15 protein-coding genes are annotated in these 17111 nt (G+C 42.9%); 8 read left to right on the top strand and 7 right to left on the bottom strand.

The features are described from left to right. Positions 1-123: 123 nt before the first annotated feature. The 4 genes from HQQ92_RS07280 to HQQ92_RS07295 all read right to left on the bottom strand — a co-directional run bounded on the left by HQQ92_RS07280 (position 124) and on the right by HQQ92_RS07295 (position 3098). Positions 124-297 (bottom strand): hypothetical protein, encoded by a 174-nt coding sequence (locus HQQ92_RS07280; protein ID WP_006082106.1) that lies wholly within the window; start codon positions 295-297, stop codon positions 124-126. 726 nt (positions 298-1023) lie between these two features. Continuing rightward, the gene (locus HQQ92_RS07285) at positions 1024-1746 is read right to left on the bottom strand and encodes a ChrR family anti-sigma-E factor (RefSeq protein ID WP_173244241.1); all 723 of its coding nucleotides are present in this window, start codon (positions 1744-1746) and stop codon (positions 1024-1026) included. Continuing rightward, complete coding sequence (locus tag HQQ92_RS07290) at positions 1739-2401, bottom strand: sigma-70 family RNA polymerase sigma factor (protein ID WP_168827427.1); 663 nt, start codon at positions 2399-2401, stop codon at positions 1739-1741. The genes HQQ92_RS07285 and HQQ92_RS07290 overlap by 8 nt, the downstream gene beginning before the upstream one ends. A gap of 145 nt (positions 2402-2546) precedes the next feature. Continuing rightward, complete coding sequence (locus HQQ92_RS07295; protein ID WP_028759610.1) at positions 2547-3098, bottom strand: LON peptidase substrate-binding domain-containing protein; 552 nt, start codon at positions 3096-3098, stop codon at positions 2547-2549. A gap of 101 nt (positions 3099-3199) precedes the next feature. On the opposite strand from HQQ92_RS07295, the gene HQQ92_RS07300 reads away from it, so the two are divergent. Beyond that, complete coding sequence (locus HQQ92_RS07300; protein ID WP_168827428.1) at positions 3200-3814, top strand: class I SAM-dependent methyltransferase; 615 nt, start codon at positions 3200-3202, stop codon at positions 3812-3814. A 232-nt stretch (positions 3815-4046) separates the two neighbouring features. Then, complete coding sequence (locus tag HQQ92_RS07305; RefSeq protein WP_105252200.1) at positions 4047-4991, top strand: chemotaxis protein CheV; 945 nt, start codon at positions 4047-4049, stop codon at positions 4989-4991. Between the two features lie 184 nt (positions 4992-5175). Here the strand turns inward: HQQ92_RS07305 and HQQ92_RS07310 are convergent, their stop codons facing one another. Continuing rightward, entirely contained in the window at positions 5176-5817 is a 642-nt protein-coding gene (locus HQQ92_RS07310; protein WP_173244244.1) for a hypothetical protein, read from the bottom strand. 51 nt (positions 5818-5868) lie between these two features. Further along, entirely contained in the window at positions 5869-6228 is a 360-nt protein-coding gene (locus HQQ92_RS07315; RefSeq protein WP_028759614.1) for a DUF2750 domain-containing protein, read from the bottom strand. A gap of 419 nt (positions 6229-6647) precedes the next feature. Between HQQ92_RS07315 and HQQ92_RS07320 the strand changes: the two genes are divergently transcribed. Together HQQ92_RS07320 and HQQ92_RS07325 are read left to right on the top strand one after the other, a co-directional pair. Then, entirely contained in the window at positions 6648-7952 is a 1305-nt protein-coding gene (locus HQQ92_RS07320) for a lytic murein transglycosylase (RefSeq protein WP_173244246.1), read from the top strand. Positions 7953-8090: 138 nt separating this feature from the next. Continuing rightward, on the top strand, positions 8091-8579 hold the full coding sequence (locus HQQ92_RS07325; protein WP_173244249.1) for a peptidylprolyl isomerase: 489 nt from the start codon (positions 8091-8093) through the stop codon (positions 8577-8579). Between the two features lie 148 nt (positions 8580-8727). Here HQQ92_RS07325 and HQQ92_RS07330 read toward each other — a convergent pair whose 3' ends face one another. Continuing rightward, positions 8728-10671, bottom strand: a complete 1944-nt coding sequence (locus tag HQQ92_RS07330) for a M1 family metallopeptidase (protein ID WP_173244252.1) — start codon at positions 10669-10671, stop codon at positions 8728-8730. 254 nt (positions 10672-10925) lie between these two features. Between HQQ92_RS07330 and HQQ92_RS07335 the strand changes: the two genes are divergently transcribed. From HQQ92_RS07335 to HQQ92_RS07350, 4 genes are all read left to right on the top strand, one after another. Beyond that, positions 10926-11153, top strand: a complete 228-nt coding sequence (locus HQQ92_RS07335) for a DUF3389 family protein (protein ID WP_006082094.1) — start codon at positions 10926-10928, stop codon at positions 11151-11153. A gap of 92 nt (positions 11154-11245) precedes the next feature. Next, complete coding sequence (locus tag HQQ92_RS07340; RefSeq protein WP_173244255.1) at positions 11246-11917, top strand: alpha/beta hydrolase; 672 nt, start codon at positions 11246-11248, stop codon at positions 11915-11917. 364 nt (positions 11918-12281) lie between these two features. Next, positions 12282-14000, top strand: coding sequence for a bifunctional UDP-sugar hydrolase/5'-nucleotidase UshA (ushA, locus tag HQQ92_RS07345; protein ID WP_028759619.1), 1719 nt, complete (start codon positions 12282-12284; stop codon positions 13998-14000). 421 nt (positions 14001-14421) lie between these two features. Further along, the gene (locus HQQ92_RS07350; RefSeq protein WP_173244258.1) at positions 14422-17082 is read left to right on the top strand and encodes a TonB-dependent receptor; all 2661 of its coding nucleotides are present in this window, start codon (positions 14422-14424) and stop codon (positions 17080-17082) included. The last annotated feature ends 29 nt before the right edge of the window (positions 17083-17111 follow it).

Raw genomic sequence — 17111 nt, forward strand, 5'->3', positions numbered from 1 at the left:
ATTCGGCTATCAGTCTACTTAAGTGCTCGGTACTGCGAAGATAATGGAAACCGATTAAATACACTTGAGTAAACGGGTATTGCGGTATTAATTTTTAACTTATCGTTTTACTTACTTTTTGACTTATTTGTTCGCGGACAATAACCATTTCATAAAGCTGATGGCTTCTGTACGTTTAGAAAAAGTCTGTCTGTTTTTACCTTGACGATCGGTAAAAGCAATTGAGGTTTTATTTACTGAGATTGAATCTACAGGGAAGTTCACTGTAATTTCATGTCCATTAATTTTGTATGACATATGCCACACTCCTTTTTGTTAATTCACCCATAGGTGAGATAGTTGTAACTATAAAATATCCTTAGCAATTGTGCGAAAGATTCGTTCTATTGAGTATCGAGGTTACCCCATCTTTGATTCATTAATCAAGAGATGCTTAATCGATAAATATTTCATGTTGTCGATTACGTCAATGGAATAACTCGATTCAACCAGTTGACCATAGCTTAATGACAATACTATGACAACAAGGAGAACGGTAAGTTCACAGACATAACCACATGATTTTAGTGATATCGAATGATTGAGCTTATGGGTTTTTGCTTGTAGTAGGCTTTCTTTATGAGGACCGAACTCTGATTGCTAAATATCAGGCTGGGTTAAAAAGGTAAACAACAAGGTGTATCTCAAAACGACGTGCAGTATATCAATAAAAATGGCTTATGCAAGTTTAATTTTTATTCGATGTCATTATTTATTTGCTAATGTTGAATTAAAGTGTATTTTTCGTGGCTATTTACTTGATTTAAAAAGGTATAGTTAGGTCTATTTATGGGTTGGTTTTTATTTTTGTGGTAATTGACTAAGGTTAATATTGCCGTTTTATAGGCAAATATTATAAAAAATCCCACTAAAACAGGTCATTTTAATGGGATTAATCGTAGTCATTTATGTAATGGAATTATTAAACTGAATTTCTAAATGAATCTATGCGTTTGCTCTTGTTTAAAAACTCAGTCAGAAGGTTTAATAAATCAGTTCACCTATGGGATTGAGTAGCTTACTCAGACCTTTGGTAAAATGCAGCGGTGCATCTAATACTGTGTAGCATAAGCAACCGTTAATGGTTTTCGGTGAGTGATGATGTTGGCCGTCAAGCACGATAAAATCACCTGGCACATAGTCACCATTAAGATCGGAAAACTCTCCGGCTAGCAATAGTGTTAGTTCATAACCTTTATGGGTATGTTGGGGGATTTCACCTTGGGCATCTATATGCAATAGGCTAGCGCGGGTGTTCGTTTCGTCGACATCAAAACGCATGCGACTGACTTTGCCTAATATTTGCCATGGACGGGCCAAATGCTGACGAAACACCGATGGCACAGTGTAATGCTGTTGCTTTATGTCGACATCGATAGGGGCGTTATTAGGCACATTTGTCGCTGCCGGTTGAGCCATGATTTGCGCCATCATAGCGTTAATGTCCAATGCCGATTCTTGATTGTCGCCAGAGTGTTGCACCTCAACATACTCTCTGTGCATCAACTCTTCGCCCGTATCATTTGCAGCATGACCGCCATCAGGATTTAATGCTAAATTTGCAGCTTGTTCTGTGAATAGGGCAAGCTGCTCTCGACAAGTCTCACATAGGTCGCAGTGTGCGGATATTGCTATCGCCATTGATAAAGGTAAGTTCCCATTAGCATGGCTCACGAGTAATTCTTGTTGGGGATGATGTTTAATCATTGTGTGTCTCCAAGAAGCTTTTCAACTTTTCTAGCCCTAATCTTAAACGGGACTTTATGGTCCCAATTGGTACCTTTAGGGCATCGGCTAGCTCTTGTTGAGTGAGTTCTTGCATGTAAATGCCTTGCACAACTTGTCTTTGTGCTATGGGAAGGGCATCAAGATGTTGGAGTAATTTAGCCGTCAACTTGTGATCAGCGAGTGTGTCCTGAGCCATGGTCGCATCACACAGCGGCCAAATATCATCACCGAAAGTATCTTCTCTATTGTGTTGTACCCGTCTAAGCATATCGAAACATTGATTACGCATGATGGTAAACACCCAAGTTGTCACTGACCCTTTTTCTGCATTATATAGATGAGCCTTAGTCCAAACGCTGGTCATGGTTTCTTGTACTAAATCCATCGCCAACCCTTGTTGATTCAGTCTTTGTAAACCAAAGGCTCGGATCTTGGGCATGAAATGCTGGAATAAGTGACCAAAGGCGGCTCTGTCTCGGTTGTCTGCTACTTGTAGCATAAACGTGATTAAAGCATCCGCTTGAGGCTCGCAGGTTTGGGAAGCTGGAATTTCGTTATCCATAGCCGAATTAGTCAGAGACGTGATTGGGACATGATACCGAGTTTGCCTGCTTTGTGATTGAATATTTTCCATTATTTTCGCTCTTATCGCAGTCGTGAGTGCTGAGTGTGATATCAGTAACGACAAAATTGAGAAGTGTGTTGCACTTCTGAGCCCATTTTTGCTGTCAAACTTTCAATCAATACGAAGTGGCTTAAATAAAGGATCATTCACAGTATTATTTAATGACGGCCCGCAATAGATCTCGGGTCATAATATGATCTAAGGCATTAATGCAGGTGTACTTTTCGGATGCTTGTACGGGTAATATTTCTAGCCAGCGCTGGCAGACCCAAGCGATATCATCGAACTGTTCTGTTTGGTAGTGCTTGAGATGTTGCGGATATTCCTTAAGAATGTTTTGTAACATTTGACTCAAGTAACGTTCATCGGTCGCAATACGTACAGCAGGCCAATTGTCGATTAAACTGACGTCTCCGCGCTTTAAACCATCAGCTTCGACACTGATTTTATCAAGTTTAAAGCGTTTTGAACCTTGAATACTGATCCCTAATAGTCCGTCTGGTAAGGTTTCAAAATCAATAATATGCACTAAGGTGCCTATGGGCTGAATGGTTTTACCATCCTCTTCAAGCATACATAAGCCAAAGCCTTGGCCTGACTTTAATGATTCGGCGACCAAGCGCTTATATCTAGGTTCAAATACCCGCAGTTGCGTGTAACCTTCGGGCAATAAACAAATGGGTAATGGAAAAAGAGGTAATTTCATCGTGGCCTCTGGTGAACTTATGTTCCTATCATTACGTACCATAATGGCAGTTCGATCAGTAAAATTATTCAACAGTAGTTTACCCATAGTGAGAGGATGGCATGAAATTAAATCCATTTGAGAAAAAGATCGTTCAGCATCCATTACGTTTTTGGCTACAAAATCATCTCGAAGCGCCCTTATTGACCTCTATGATGCCAAAACCTATGGCTTTGTGCGAACGCGCGTTAGAAATAGGTTGTGGGTTTGGTAACGGCATTCAGTTGATCCGCGAACATTTTGGCGCGGGACATATCACGGCCGTGGATATCGACCCTGACATGGTTGCCTCCGCACAATCCCGCTGGCAATCTCGGCCGCAAGGATTAAAAGGGCTGAGTTTCTCGGTTGCTGATGCAACATGTTTACCCTTTGCCGATAGCGAGTTTGATATGGTGTTTGATTTTGCCGTATTTCACCATATTCCAGAGTGGCAAGCGGCCATTAAGGAAGTTGTAAGGGTGCTGAAACCGAACGGATACTTTGTGATAGAGGATTTATATCGTGCCGCAATTTGTAACCCATTGAGCCGGCGCTTATTTGAGCATCCACAGCAGAATCGCTTTGATCATAGTGATTTGTTAACGGTATTGCGCCAGCTGGGATTTGAGATTGTCCGCGATAGAAATGCCTTTAATCTTGCGGGTATGGTGCTCGCCCAGAAAATATTGCGTTAACACTAAGACCAAATATTAGCAATGTCGCGTATTATCTGAAGATATCAGCTTAGGGATATAGATATCTGCGATGCGCTAAACGAAGTTTATGGCCGAACTTTGCGAGAGTGGTTGTAATTTTTAGATAAAATAGACTCTCGGCATGGTTCTTCATGGGAGTTTACCGCTATAATTTGAGCTAATCCGTCGCATGTGGGGAAAGGATTTTCCTCAAGAGTAGAGAAGCAGCATTATGGCAAACGTACTTGCAACCGTAGATCAGCGTACCAAACTCGTTGGTGAGAACCGACTTGAGTTGTTGCTCTTTAGCATTAATTCCACGCAGTTATTTGCCATTAACGTCTTTAAAGTCAAAGAAGTTGTCAAGCTTCCTCCCTTGAATGCGATGCCGGGTAGTCATCCGCATATTTCTGGTGTTGCTAATATTCGTGGGATTTCTATCCCCGTGATTGATTTACGTTCGGCCATAGGGTTTAAGCCCGTGCCGCCTAACGAAGATGCCAATATGATCATCACAGAATATAACCGTAGTGTGCAGGGTTTCTTAGTCGGTAAGGTTGAACACATTATCAACATGACTTGGAGCGATATTATGCCGCCGCCGAAAACGGCTGGACGTAATAATTATCTAACGGCAATTACTCGCATAGAGCATCAAGGTCAGTCGCAGTTAGTGTCTATTATCGACGTAGAAAAAGTCTTGGCGGAGATCATTCACTACGATATCCGTTTATCTGAAGGTGTACTCGACGAAACCTTAGTCCATGAAATGCCAGGCAGAAAAATCCTGATTGTGGATGATTCATCGACCGCCAGACGTCAAGTGCGTGAAACGTTAGGCCAACTGGGTATCGAAATTATTGAGGCATCTGATGGCTTACAAGCGCTGACGTTATTGCAGAAATGGCGTGATGAAGGTAAACAAGTTGCCAAAGAATTATTGATGATGATTACCGATGCTGAAATGCCCGAAATGGACGGTTATAAGCTCACTTCTGAAGTGCGCAGTGATAAAGCTATGTCGGATTTATTCATTACCTTAAATACTTCGTTGAGTGGCAGTTTTAACCATGCCATGGTTGAAAAAGTGGGCTGTGATAAGTTTATTTCTAAGTTCCAACCGGATTTGCTGGTGGAAGTGGTGCAAGAAAGATTAAGACAAGTGATCAATCATTGATCGCATTTTGAGATTCGAACTATCGGTGATTGACCTTGAGTCGATCATCGATAGGTTCAGCGCTTTGAATGAACGCTTTAATAACAGTTTTTAATACGGTTTTTGAATCACATTCTTTCAACTGATACCTTTTCAATTGCTTTTCTGCAAACATCTGCTGACCCACTACCTGTAACACGCTCGATTATAACGCTAATTCGGCTGCTACATCGTGTAATACTTGGCGCTTCATTTCTTTGGCGGCGGCGATATGGATACGGGCGAGCCTTAAGGCATAGTTGAATCTTGCTCGACCGACGAGGCGCACAAGTCCGGCAAAAAACTGTGGATCTAAAGTGAATTGCGTCGAATAGTATTGGATAGCGGCATTGACTGAATTAAAAGTCACGCCATCGAATTCAAAACCTGCGCTATAACCTTGGTCGTCAATTTCTTCGCCCTCTAATACCAGTGGCCAACCGGGCGCATTGATACGGTCGCGGGCAATTTGGTACATCATCCAAGCACTTTTTTTAAAACCTTCAAACACTTTGCAGGAGAATTCGGACTCAGCAAGCTCTTCTTCGGTCCAATTAATCCCAATGGCGAGGTGTTTCGCATAAATACGCATTAGTGCATCTTTGACGGCCATACGACAATCCCAAATGGAGCTAAGAGTATGTTGTTTGGCTAATCGCAAACATTCGCTGCAGGCGGGCACAGCTAACGAAGAATGTGGTGTATGTGTGTGTGTGATATATTCGAAGTGTTGATGACTCGGTTCGCCACAAAACCAGCAGGTATGGCGTTTGTCGAAGGGAATATCGATAAGCGGAATAGCAGACATCAAGGAATGAGCACCTCAGTCCTTGATGTCATCAATGGCATACTGAAGCGATTAAACCTCTTCAACATCAACCAAATCTTTTGCTAAAACAATCGGATCAAGTTCAAGACAATCTTCATCGGTTTGCCAATCGACACCGATCAATACACCATCATCGTTTAGATCTGAGACCCAATATTCTAGAAATTCTTCTAATGAAATAGAAACGGGTTGATAGTCGTGCCATTCGTCGCTGCAATGGGATTTTGCAGTAGCTTCATTTGACCATAATGGCATCACATCTGTGTCTTCAAATTCTGAAGAATCACAAACGACCCAGCCTTCGCCAGTTTCATCCATTAGACCCCAAAGCGTCTGATGTTGTTTTACATTTTTGATAAAGCCAGCCAAAGCCGCATTGATTTCAGTCATGATAGGTCTCTTTGATGTGTGCTGTTAACTTATCCATTATACGGTAACGTGCTGCGATACCAAGGGATTCTTTGTTAAGAATTTTTTTGTGTTGGATAACTGAGCAATAAGCCTATGCCGCAAGGTATTTATGGCGATAAGGATTGTGTTACGTGTCACTATGGGTCAGGATTATTGGTAATGAGTCGCCTTGGTACTGGCTATTTTACTGACTAAATGTGGCTCAGATAGGGGCTTTACGTGGCGGAGAAACATGTCTTCTATGCTCTTGGCCGTTAAAGGTGTTTTGGATTCTAACCTTTCACTCGTTATGCCAAGGCGAATATCTCTCTAGGGCAATTCCCTCTTGAAGACGGAATATTGTCGTGTTTAGCCACAACAGTGTGATTGTTGTGAGATCAAATATTGGAGTTGTTGATTTGATTAAAATTAAAGGGTTAACTTATCTGTTTGCGAGTATTGCTGCCTGTGTCAGTCTGAGTGCCTGTTCAAGTGCGCCAACGGCGAGTGCTAATGCAAATGCAACCAGCACTAACGCAAGTGGCATTGCTGCTGAAGTCAATCAAATGCCCGATATCAGTGCTAGCATACAATCTAATGCAGAAGCGTTTCCAATGTGCTTGACTGGACTGCAAGCGCGGGCACGTGCAGAAGGCCTGTCTGAGGCGACGATAAACTCTACCATTGCGAACTTGAAATTTGTCCCTCGAGTGATTGAGCTGGACCAACAGCAACCCGAATTCAGCCAGACATTTGATAATTATTTCAGTAAGCGCGCGACCGAATGGCGCGTCAATGAAGGCCGCCGTTTACTGCAAAAGCACAGTGTCCTACTCAATCAATTAGCGCAAAAATACGGCGTTCCACCGCAATATATCTTGTCTTTTTGGGGACTGGAAACGAACTACGGCTCCTATAAAGGCAAAATGTCGGTATTGAATTCGCTGGCGACTTTGGCCTGTGAGCCACGCCGTAGCAATTATTTCACCATAGAGCTGATGCAAGCCTTAAAACTGAAAGAAAAGTATCAGTTCGATGATGACACTATGGTGGGATCATGGGCAGGTGCTATGGGACATACGCAATTTATGCCTTCTGCGTATGCCAAATATGCGGTCGATGGTGATGGGGATGGTAAGGCCGATTTATGGAATAGCACCACAGATGCGCTCACTTCTGCCGCGAATTTTTTGCAGCACTTAGGTTGGCAGCGTAATCAGCGTTGGGGGCGTGAAGTCTTGTTGCCAAAGGATTTTAGTTACAGTCATTTAGGTGCGAAACAGCCCTTGTCGTTATCTGAATGGGCAGCGCTCAATGTAACGCAGTCGAATGGGCAACCTTTGCCTGCCGTCGATATTCAAGCTGCGCTGTATTTGCCTGCGGGACACACAGGCCCAGCCTTTTTAGGTTATGATAATTTTAATGTGATCATGCGTTGGAATCGCTCCGAATTTTATGCCATTACGGTTGGGCACTTAGCCGATCGTATTAATGGTGGACAACCCTTGACTGTCAGTCCGCCTGAGCAACCACGCTTAAGCCGCGAGCAAGTAAAGCAACTGCAAACAAAACTGAACGAGGCTGGATTTGATGTTGGTAAGCCTGATGGTGTGTTGGGACGTAACTCTATGGCAGGGTTGCAAGCCTTTCAACGTAGCAAACAGATGATTGCCGATGGCTTCCCAAGCCCAGAGGTGTTTACTGCTTTAGGACTATCACTTTAGTTACTGTAGCCACTGTAGCCAAAGAGCGCTCGCTGCAGGTTCTGAGTGCTTTGAGGCCGGATAAAAAAGTGGAGTGAAAAGCGCAGTTTTGTTAAGCTCGGCCCACAATTGAAATCGAAGAAAATCAAAGGATATTCGATGAGCATTAAAGACGATATGGTTGTGCAGTTTAACTACACACTGCGCGACGAGAAAGGTGAAGTGATCGAGACGAACGAAGGTCGCGATCCTATTGCCTATTTACACGGTCATGACAACATGATGCCAGGTTTAGAAAACGCGATAAACGGTAAAGCTATAGGTGAAAAGTTCACTGTGACTTTGCCTGCCGCTGAAACCTACGGTGAGCGTGTAGCGGATGCTGACGCACACCAACGTGTATCAGTTAAGCATTTACTGGGTGCGACTGTGTGGAAACCAGGCATGACAGCAGTGGTTAATACCGACCAAGGTCAGCGCCAAGTGACTATCGTTAAAATGGGTAAGTTTATGGCGACTGTGGATGTAAACCATCCATTAGCCGGCCGCGAACTGACATTTGATATTGAAGTCGTAGGTGCACGTGATGCGAGTGATGAAGAAATCGCCCACGGTCATGCCCATGGTGCAGGTGGTCATCACCACTAATCTTTAGGCTTCGGGTTCGGCTTCGAACTTGGCTTCTATTTGACTCAATGTGAGATGAGTATAAGTTCAGTATGAGTTGAATGAATCGAGGCTAAAGATTAAATAGCAAAAGCCCAAACCTAGGTTTGGGCTTTTTGTTTTTATGGCGCTAATGGCTATGTTCATGCTCGAGTGGTTTGTCGGCAAACATCATATCTAGGCTTGCTTGGGTTTGGGGATGGTAGCCGCTGCGAGCCCTGAGATAGACGCTTTTGGCCCAGTCGTATTTATCAGAGCTTGCTAGCTTTTGATATAAAGGCACGATTAAGCGCATGCGGCCAATATGGGTTAAGTGTTGTTTTAATGCGGGTAGTACTGCGTAATAGCCATTGTCTAGGGCGAGTGAATACCATGCGAAAGCAATTTCACTGTTGCCAGTGCCCGTAAAATGGAACGCCTTATCTAGCTCGGCAAGTTTGGTTTGGTCAAGATTGACTCTTGGCATTTCATTGATGAATCTTAACCACTGGTGGACTGTCCAAGTGCTGGTCTTCAACTCGCTTGCACTGAGTTTACCCTCGAGCCAAGTTTGTCTTTGAGCATCGATATCATCGAAGGCATGGGAATTGGGCGGCACAAGAAATGACGGTAAACCTTGACCTTCAATCCAAGTATCCACTTCACCTTCACTGACAAGATGGGGATATTTGTTTAATAGATTCAAAGATAAATATTCACGGAATTGCGCCGTAGTAATACTCTGAAATGCAAAATGATTGAAGTAGCTTTTCACAAAAGTGTCGAAGCGTTCACGGCCAAATTTTTGCTCTAAAAATATTAAGAACAACTGGCCTTTTATATAAGGGACACCGCTGAAGGCTTCGTCGGGCGAACGTTTACCGAGATCGAGATGTAGCACTGAATCGGCAGGAGTAAGTTCTGCAAGCTCTGCAAGCAATTCAGAGTAGCCGATGGTTTGCTCCATCAGTGCTCGGTCTCGGCCATAGAGGTCTTCCATGATGCGATTCTCAACATAGGTCGTAAAACCTTCATTAAGCCAGAGATCGCGCCAAGTGGCGTTGGTCACTAAATTACCCGACCACGAGTGCGCAAGTTCGTGGGCGATGAGGCTCACTAAGCTTTTATCACCTGCGATCACTGTGGGTGTAATAAAAGACAAACGCGGGTTTTCCATGCCGCCAAAGGGGAAACTTGGTGGCAAGATAAGCAAGTCATAACGTCCCCAAGGGTAATCGCCATAACGTTTAGCCGCGATTTTGATCATTTCTGGCGTGTCGGCAAATTCTTTGCTCGCTTTGTCGAGTATCTCTGGCTCAGCCCAAATGCCCGAGATGTTATCTAAGGGAGCAAACTTTAAATGTCCGGCCGCAATGGCAATCAAATAAGCTGGAATAGCCTGCGGCATAGTGAATTGGGTCTGACTGCTCGACAGGGTTTTGCGATCGGCACTCATGACCACAGTTATGGCTTTATCGGTAGTAATTATTGCGCTATAGGTTTGGCGAACGGCTGGCGTATCTTGCAGTGGGATCCAACTGCGGGCGTGAATCGCCTGACTCTGACTGAACATAAAAGGCAACTGTTTACCTTGGGTTTGCTCTGGAGTTAACCATTGAATACCAGACGGATTATTCGACGTGTGGTAATTGATTTTAACTTTTTGGGTATCTTCATCGGCAAGTTTGATGGTCAGTGCCGCACCTTTTACAGCGTTCGCTTTAGCTAAGGTGAAGGGCACGCTTTGCCATTTTCCCGCTGTATTTAAAGCACTTACGCTGTTAATCGTCAGATCTCGAGTATCTAAGATGAGTTCTTTCCCCGCCTTATGCCAAGCTAAATCGAGGGTGGCTTCACCGGATAAGCGGTTTTGCTTAAAATCGACTACAAGGGCTAGTTCCAAATGACTCACGCTGACTTCAGTGTAATTGGCGTAGGTCAGTGCATCTTGGTTCTGCTGCGTATCAGCTTGTACAACAGTGGCAGTAGGCTCAGTGGTTAAGGTATTTGGAGCGCTATTGGCATAAGTGCAGGGAAGTAGTTGCAGGGCAAAGACTAGGGTGCTGTAAAGGACGGTTCGACGAAGTGAAAGCATTATTTATAGTAGCCTAATGATGAAGTATGTTAGTTCGAGTTTGGGGTGATAAGACCATCAATTCAGCTTGGTTTTCTGTTAACCCACTCTATATAGCGCAAAAGTTTACCTGATAATTCACTGGATTTGTTATCTCACTGTTAGCTCAAATGTAATCAAACTTTAATGGCTTGGATGTTGGTCAGGAAATGCCATCGGTAAAAGAGCACAAGTTTGCTATGATGACGGCGTTTTCACATAGGGCGGTTATCATAATGGTGTTAGATTTTTCGCAGGGTAAGTTAATCGTTACTGAGTTTGAGGTTCAAGTGCGCCTCAACGTTGCCAGTATCGTACTGCAAGCGAGTGCTGAGGATATCGGCTTGAGACGTCAGCCTCCTATGCTGATCGCCGATGGTGGCGGTGTACGTTGGAGCTTAGTATTGGACTCAAATGCTCAGTTACGTGCGATTCAAGATGTGCTGGGCATGGATGCTGAATAACCTGTGCCCGAGTGGTGATGAGTGTTTAACGTATAGATTTATCATCATTTTTTAGTTGATGAGTGTTTAATATCGAATTGGGAATTTTTAGTATGTCAGTTTCTCTTGAGCGTATTGTTGTCGAACCTAAGACGCCTGCTACGGCTGTGGTTATTTGGTTACATGGATTAGGGGATTCGGGGGCCGGATTTGCTCCCGTAGTGCCTGCATTAGGCTTACCTGCAGATCATGCTATTCGATTTATTTTTCCCCATGCACCAGAGCAAGCCGTGACCATTAATGGTGGCTACGTTATGCGCGCTTGGTACGATATTAAAAGCATGGATTTGCATGATAGAGCCGATATGCAAGGCGTGCTTGAGTCGGAGAAAATGGTTGCCGCATTAATTAATGAACAAATCGCAGCGGGTATTGCGAGCCAACGTATCGTATTAGCGGGATTCAGTCAGGGTGGAGTCATGAGTTTATTCTCTGGACTGCGTTTCCCTGAGCCACTTGCAGGGATTATGGCGTTGTCTTGCTATTTGCCGACGGGCGATGTGTTACCCGCTGAATTAAGTGCGGCGAATCGCAATACACCCATATTACAGCAACACGGTCTACAGGATGATGTTGTACCATTATCCGCTGGAATGTTAGCAAAAGAAGCCTTAACGGCGGGCGGCTATCATGTTACGTGGCAGGCTTATCCTATGCCACATTCTGTCATTCCTGAACAATTGAAAGCGATTTCTAAATGGTTATTACAGCGATTTGAAATGTAGATAAGTCTAATTGCTGATAAAAACAGCATGCGGTAAGTTGAAATTTACCCATGCTTGTTTTTTTAAAGGAACAATCGCGATGTTTTTTCATATTTCCTAAGTTATTTATAACAAACGATTAAAATCCATTTATTCCATTTTTATTTTGTATTCTCTAAATATATAAAAAATCAGTCATTCAGCTTATTTTTTATATGAAACAAATCCTTCTTAAAATGCCCGCCAAATTTCATATAAATGTCAAGTTTTTAATAAAAATGACACAATTTATCTTTATTATTTGCTATTATCCGTGACGCTGAACTTGATGGAGTTCACGGCAATCTTTCTATGATAAAATAATTAAAATCAAGGGGTTGATGTAATGAGACATATGCTTATTAAAGGATTAGTTGCAACTGCTGTTCTCGCTGCACTTGCGGGTTGTAATAATAGTGATGACGATAAAGTTCCAACAACGTGTGCTGAAGCGGGAAGTGCTTGTAAAACGTTTACCGTTTTACATACCAATGACAACCATGGCCGTTTCTGGGAAAACAGTGATGGTGAATACGGTTTAGCCGCTCAGAAAACTCTGGTTGATCAAATTCGTGCAGAAGTGAGTAAGAATGGCAGTCAAACCTTATTATTATCTGGTGGTGATATTAATACGGGTGTACCAGAATCTGATCTTCAAGATGCCATACCAGACTTTACGGGCATGAATAAAATTGGTTACGACGCCATGGCTGTTGGTAACCATGAGTTTGACAATCCGTTATCAGTACTTGATATGCAGCGTCGCCTTGCTGAATTCCCTATGTTAGCGGCGAACATTTACCGTAAAAATGCCGATGGTACTCTTGGTGAGCGTTACTTTGATGCCTATAAAGTATTTGACGTTAATGGTCTTAAAGTTGCTGTTATTGGTTTAACGACAGAAGACACTGCTAAGATTGGTAACCCAGAATACATTAGCGATCTAACATTCACCGATCCCAAGGTGGAAGTTGCTAAAGTGATTAAAGAAATTAAAGATGCCAAAGCGGCAGATATCATTTTCGCTACCACGCACATGGGTCATTACGCGGATGGTAAAAATGGTAGTAATGCCCCTGGCGATGTAGCTATGGCTCGCGCATTGAAAGAAGGGGATTTACAAGTTGTTATCGGTGGTCATTCACAGAATCCAGTGTGTATGGAACCGGGAACTGACAACAAAGCTTATGCAGCCTTTAAGCCTGGTGATGCATGTGCACCTGATAAACAAAATGGCACTTGGATCATGCAAGCCCATGAATGGGGTAAATATGTTGGCCGTGCAGATTTTGAATACTTTAACGGTGAACTCCATCTAGCGAGCTACAAGCTTGTCCCTGTGAATATGCGCAAACTGGATGATGCTGGTAAGAAAACTGCTGACTTAGCAGGCACTAAAATTGAACCGGATTCAGAGTTAAAAGAGCTGCTTTCTTACTATCAAGAGAAAGGTCAAGCTAAGTTAGACGAAGTCATTGCGACAACGGATGCCCTGTTAGATGGTGAGCGTGCAAACGTGCGTAATAAGCAAACTAACTTAGGCCGTATGTTAGCGATGGCACAAAGTGCTAAAGTGACTGCTGATTTTGGTGTAATGAACTCAGGCGGTGTACGTGCATCTATCCAACCAGGCAACATTAGTTACCGTGACGTGCTGACTGTTCAGCCATTTGGTAATATGGTTACCCTTAACGAAATGACGGGTACTGAAGTTGCGGTTTATTTAGGCGCAGTCGGCAGTCTTCAAGTTGGTTCTGGTGGTTATGCACAAATCACTGGTGTGAAAATGACCATTGACTGTGTGGCTAAAACAGCCAACATCAGCGACATTGGCGGCAAGGATTTTAGCCCAACAGCCACTTATAAGTTCACTGTACCTAGCTTTAATGCTGCGGGTGGTGACGGTTATCCTAAACTAACCAGCCCAATTCAAACGGGTTTTGTTGATGCTGATTTACTCTATTCTTTCTTGAAAGAGAAACAAGTGATTAAAGCTGCTGACTACAATCCTGTAGGCGATATTGTTTATGAGAACTCAAAAAGTGTTGAAGGTTGCCAACTTTAAGTAATCAATCATTACTCAGTGTTTCAATATTAATGCCACTCAAATGAGTGGCATTTTTTATGGTTAATTAATATTGAACTAAGTGTAAATTAATATTCAGCGTTTTATTTGGGATACACTTTGATTCATTTGTGGCGTGAGTTTCTCGGTGTTCTTTTGGTTAACAATTGAGATTTATTGTATCAAATTAAATATTTAATATATTCAACTGGCCTGTATTGCTTAACCCCATGATGTATATCCGGATATCTTATATTTAAGTTGATTTATTTTGTGTTAATTTGTTTTAATTTGAGATTAATTGTTTTTAATGGTTGACTTAGATGTTGCGCATTAACATTATCACTACGGCGAAACAAAGTTCGCTTGCCAAATATAAAAATAACAAACAAAGGGTTTTATTTACCTCAAGGAGAGATTAATGCGCTATTTAAGTTTAACGGCCAAAGCCGTTCGTACTAGTTTAATTACAGTGGCGACAAGCAGTGTGGTTTTTTCTGGAATAGGCTTTTCTGCAGCGGTAAATGCAGCAGAAGAAAATGCGAAAGTTGAACGCATTGAAGTGACGGGTTCTCGTATTAAACAAGTTGATATGGAAACTGTTTCACCCGTGACTGTCATTAATGCTGCGGATATTGCCATGACGGGTGAAAAAACCGTTGCTGACGTATTGAATAACTCTGCGATAAACAGCTTTGGTTCTTGGCGTGGTATTTCTGGCTATGGATCAGGAGCAAGCTCAACCAGTGATGTCAATTTACGTGGTTTAGGAGCGTCTGCGACATTAGTGTTATTAGATGGACGCCGTATGCCGGGCACGAGTTCGAGCTCTGGCTCTGTGGCCGATACATCTTCTATCCCTATGGCTATCGTGGAGCGTATTGAAATCCTGCGCGATGGCGCCTCGGCAGTATATGGTTCCGATGCGGTTGCGGGTGTGATAAACATTATCACTAAGAAGGAGTTTGAAGGGTTTCAACTCGATTACAGCACTGAGCAGCCAAGTGTGGAAGGAGGCGATGCCAACCGTTTATCACTTGCAACGGGCTTTAATACTGATAAAGGCAATATCACGCTAACCTATGAATATTATGATACTAAAGCTGTAATGGATCGTGATATTTGGCGAATGGACGATTCAAGTTATAACGCATATAGTGGATATAGCTCAGTACCAAACGGTAAATATGGACCAGGCAATGGTAGCTGGTATAGTAATTCAGATATATGTGAAAAAACGGAAAATACCATAGACTCAGGTGATGGTCGTTGTTTATATAATCATGGTAATGTCACTAAGTTATTTGGCGATCAAACTCGTAATTCGCTGTTATCTAATTTCTCCTATGAGATTTCTGAGAATATAAAATTCCGAGGTCGTGCTTCTGCTTCATTAGCAGAAACTGAAACCCGTTATGCGGGTACGCCAGTATCAACGAATACCCCTGTGATGAGTGCCGATAATAAGTTTAATCCAGTTGGCGAAGAATTAGTGATTTCTATGCGAGGCGCGCAACTTGGCGAGCGAGATACATTAACTGAAACCAACAACTTTGATATTCTAGGTGGCTTTGTTGGTACAATAGATTCAGGGAATGGTATCGACTGGGAATTAAATGCCCAGCACGCAACATCGACGACAAATAGTTTTAATTATAATTTACTGAACGACGATATTATTCAGCAAGAAATTGATTCAGAGCAATATGATATTTTCAATACCTCTGGAATGAGTTATGAGCAGTGGGATCAACAGATGACAGATCTGTATCGTAAAGCAGCGCATACTGGGGTTTATCAGGGCAAATTTGAAAGTACTCAATTGGATGGTCTTGCTTCGACCTTACTGCTCGATGACGGTGATCTTTCGGTCGCTATGGTCGGTGGTCTTGAATATGAAATGATCAAGTTTAAGCAAACCAGTGATCCAGAATCGGCCGCGGGTATTATCTCCGGCGGTTCGGGGGGTGATGATGTGGATGCCACACGTGACCGTAGCGCCGCTTATTTGGAACTCCAAGTAGGCTTACCTGCCAATGTTGAGTTTTCTGCCGCAGTACGTTATGAGCGCTATGAGCAGGAAGGAACTCTCACAGGGCCTCAGGGGGAAGTCGTTAATTCATCGACCTTCGATGCCGTGGTGCCTAAGTTTGGTTTAAGCTGGCGTCCTATAGACACGTTATTACTGCGTGCTAGCTATGGTGACTCATTCCGCGCGCCGAATATGAGCGAAATGTTCTCGTCTCAATCCTTGAGTTTTGAGAAGGGTGTTGATTCTTTATGGTGTAATGAACCTGGTAACGTGGATGCCATATATTGCGCGACTAATAATCAACACAAAACCTGGTATGGAGGGAATCCTGATCTAGAGGCTGAAGAGGGCAACTCGTTAACCTTTGGCGGCGTTTGGAATGTTACTGACGCATGGAACTTGGAGTTATCTTATTACTCAATCACCTATGACAACAAAATTGAGTCAATTGATGTGGATGATATCCTGCGTGATGAAATCAAGAATGGTTCTTCTCCCTATGTGACGCGCGGTCCTGATGGCAAGATTGAATATATTGAAGCCGGAGTTCGTAACTTAGCTACAGTTGAGACCTCAGGTATCGATTTTGTTACGGCTTATAACTTAGAAACAGGCTTTGGGGATTTCAATTTCAAACTGGATTTAACTCATGTGCTTGATTTTAAAAAGCAGGATAACGCTGAAGCAGACATGATCGATTACGCAGGGTCGACTGACTCGCCCGATTGGCGCGGTAACTTTGCGACCAGTTGGAAATACGATGATTTTTCTGCCGCATGGACAGTTGTTTATATCGGTAGTCAATCAGCAAGTTATTTCAATGAGTTAGAAGAAACCGACCGTTATGTTGATTACGATAATTACTTTAAACATAATATTCAGTTTGGTTATACCCATGCTTATAACGGCTCTATCACAGTAGGGGTGAATAATGTGTTTGATGCTGAAACACCAAACTATTACACCTACGCCGATTATCGCGATGTGAATGTGGGTTTATATGATGTGTTAGGTAGAACGTATTACCTGAGAATAAACCAGAAGTTTTAGGTTGTCCGCCCTCCCTGGATAACTCAAAC

The sequence above is a fragment of the Shewanella sp. DC2-4 genome (genome assembly GCF_013248875.1).
Classification (GTDB): domain Bacteria; phylum Pseudomonadota; class Gammaproteobacteria; order Enterobacterales; family Shewanellaceae; genus Shewanella; species Shewanella oncorhynchi.

Bases quoted from the DNA above. Each gene is read 5' to 3' on its own strand.
- HQQ92_RS07280 (WP_006082106.1), bottom strand. From the start codon at position 297: ATGTCATACAAAATTAATGGACATGAAATTACAGTGAACTTCCCTGTA.
- HQQ92_RS07285 (WP_173244241.1), bottom strand. From the start codon at position 1,746: ATGATTAAACATCATCCCCAACAAGAATTACTCGTGAGCCATGCTAAT.
- HQQ92_RS07290 (WP_168827427.1), bottom strand. From the start codon at position 2,401: ATGGAAAATATTCAATCACAAAGCAGGCAAACTCGGTATCATGTCCCA.
- HQQ92_RS07295 (WP_028759610.1), bottom strand. From the start codon at position 3,098: ATGAAATTACCTCTTTTTCCATTACCCATTTGTTTATTGCCCGAAGGT.
- HQQ92_RS07300 (WP_168827428.1), top strand. From the start codon at position 3,200: ATGAAATTAAATCCATTTGAGAAAAAGATCGTTCAGCATCCATTACGT.
- HQQ92_RS07305 (WP_105252200.1), top strand. From the start codon at position 4,047: ATGGCAAACGTACTTGCAACCGTAGATCAGCGTACCAAACTCGTTGGT.
- HQQ92_RS07310 (WP_173244244.1), bottom strand. From the start codon at position 5,817: ATGTCTGCTATTCCGCTTATCGATATTCCCTTCGACAAACGCCATACC.
- HQQ92_RS07315 (WP_028759614.1), bottom strand. From the start codon at position 6,228: ATGACTGAAATCAATGCGGCTTTGGCTGGCTTTATCAAAAATGTAAAA.
- HQQ92_RS07325 (WP_173244249.1), top strand. From the start codon at position 8,091: ATGAGCATTAAAGACGATATGGTTGTGCAGTTTAACTACACACTGCGC.
- HQQ92_RS07330 (WP_173244252.1), bottom strand. From the start codon at position 10,671: ATGCTTTCACTTCGTCGAACCGTCCTTTACAGCACCCTAGTCTTTGCC.
- HQQ92_RS07335 (WP_006082094.1), top strand. From the start codon at position 10,926: ATGGTGTTAGATTTTTCGCAGGGTAAGTTAATCGTTACTGAGTTTGAG.
- HQQ92_RS07340 (WP_173244255.1), top strand. From the start codon at position 11,246: ATGTCAGTTTCTCTTGAGCGTATTGTTGTCGAACCTAAGACGCCTGCT.
- ushA (WP_028759619.1), top strand. From the start codon at position 12,282: ATGAGACATATGCTTATTAAAGGATTAGTTGCAACTGCTGTTCTCGCT.
- HQQ92_RS07350 (WP_173244258.1), top strand. From the start codon at position 14,422: ATGCGCTATTTAAGTTTAACGGCCAAAGCCGTTCGTACTAGTTTAATT.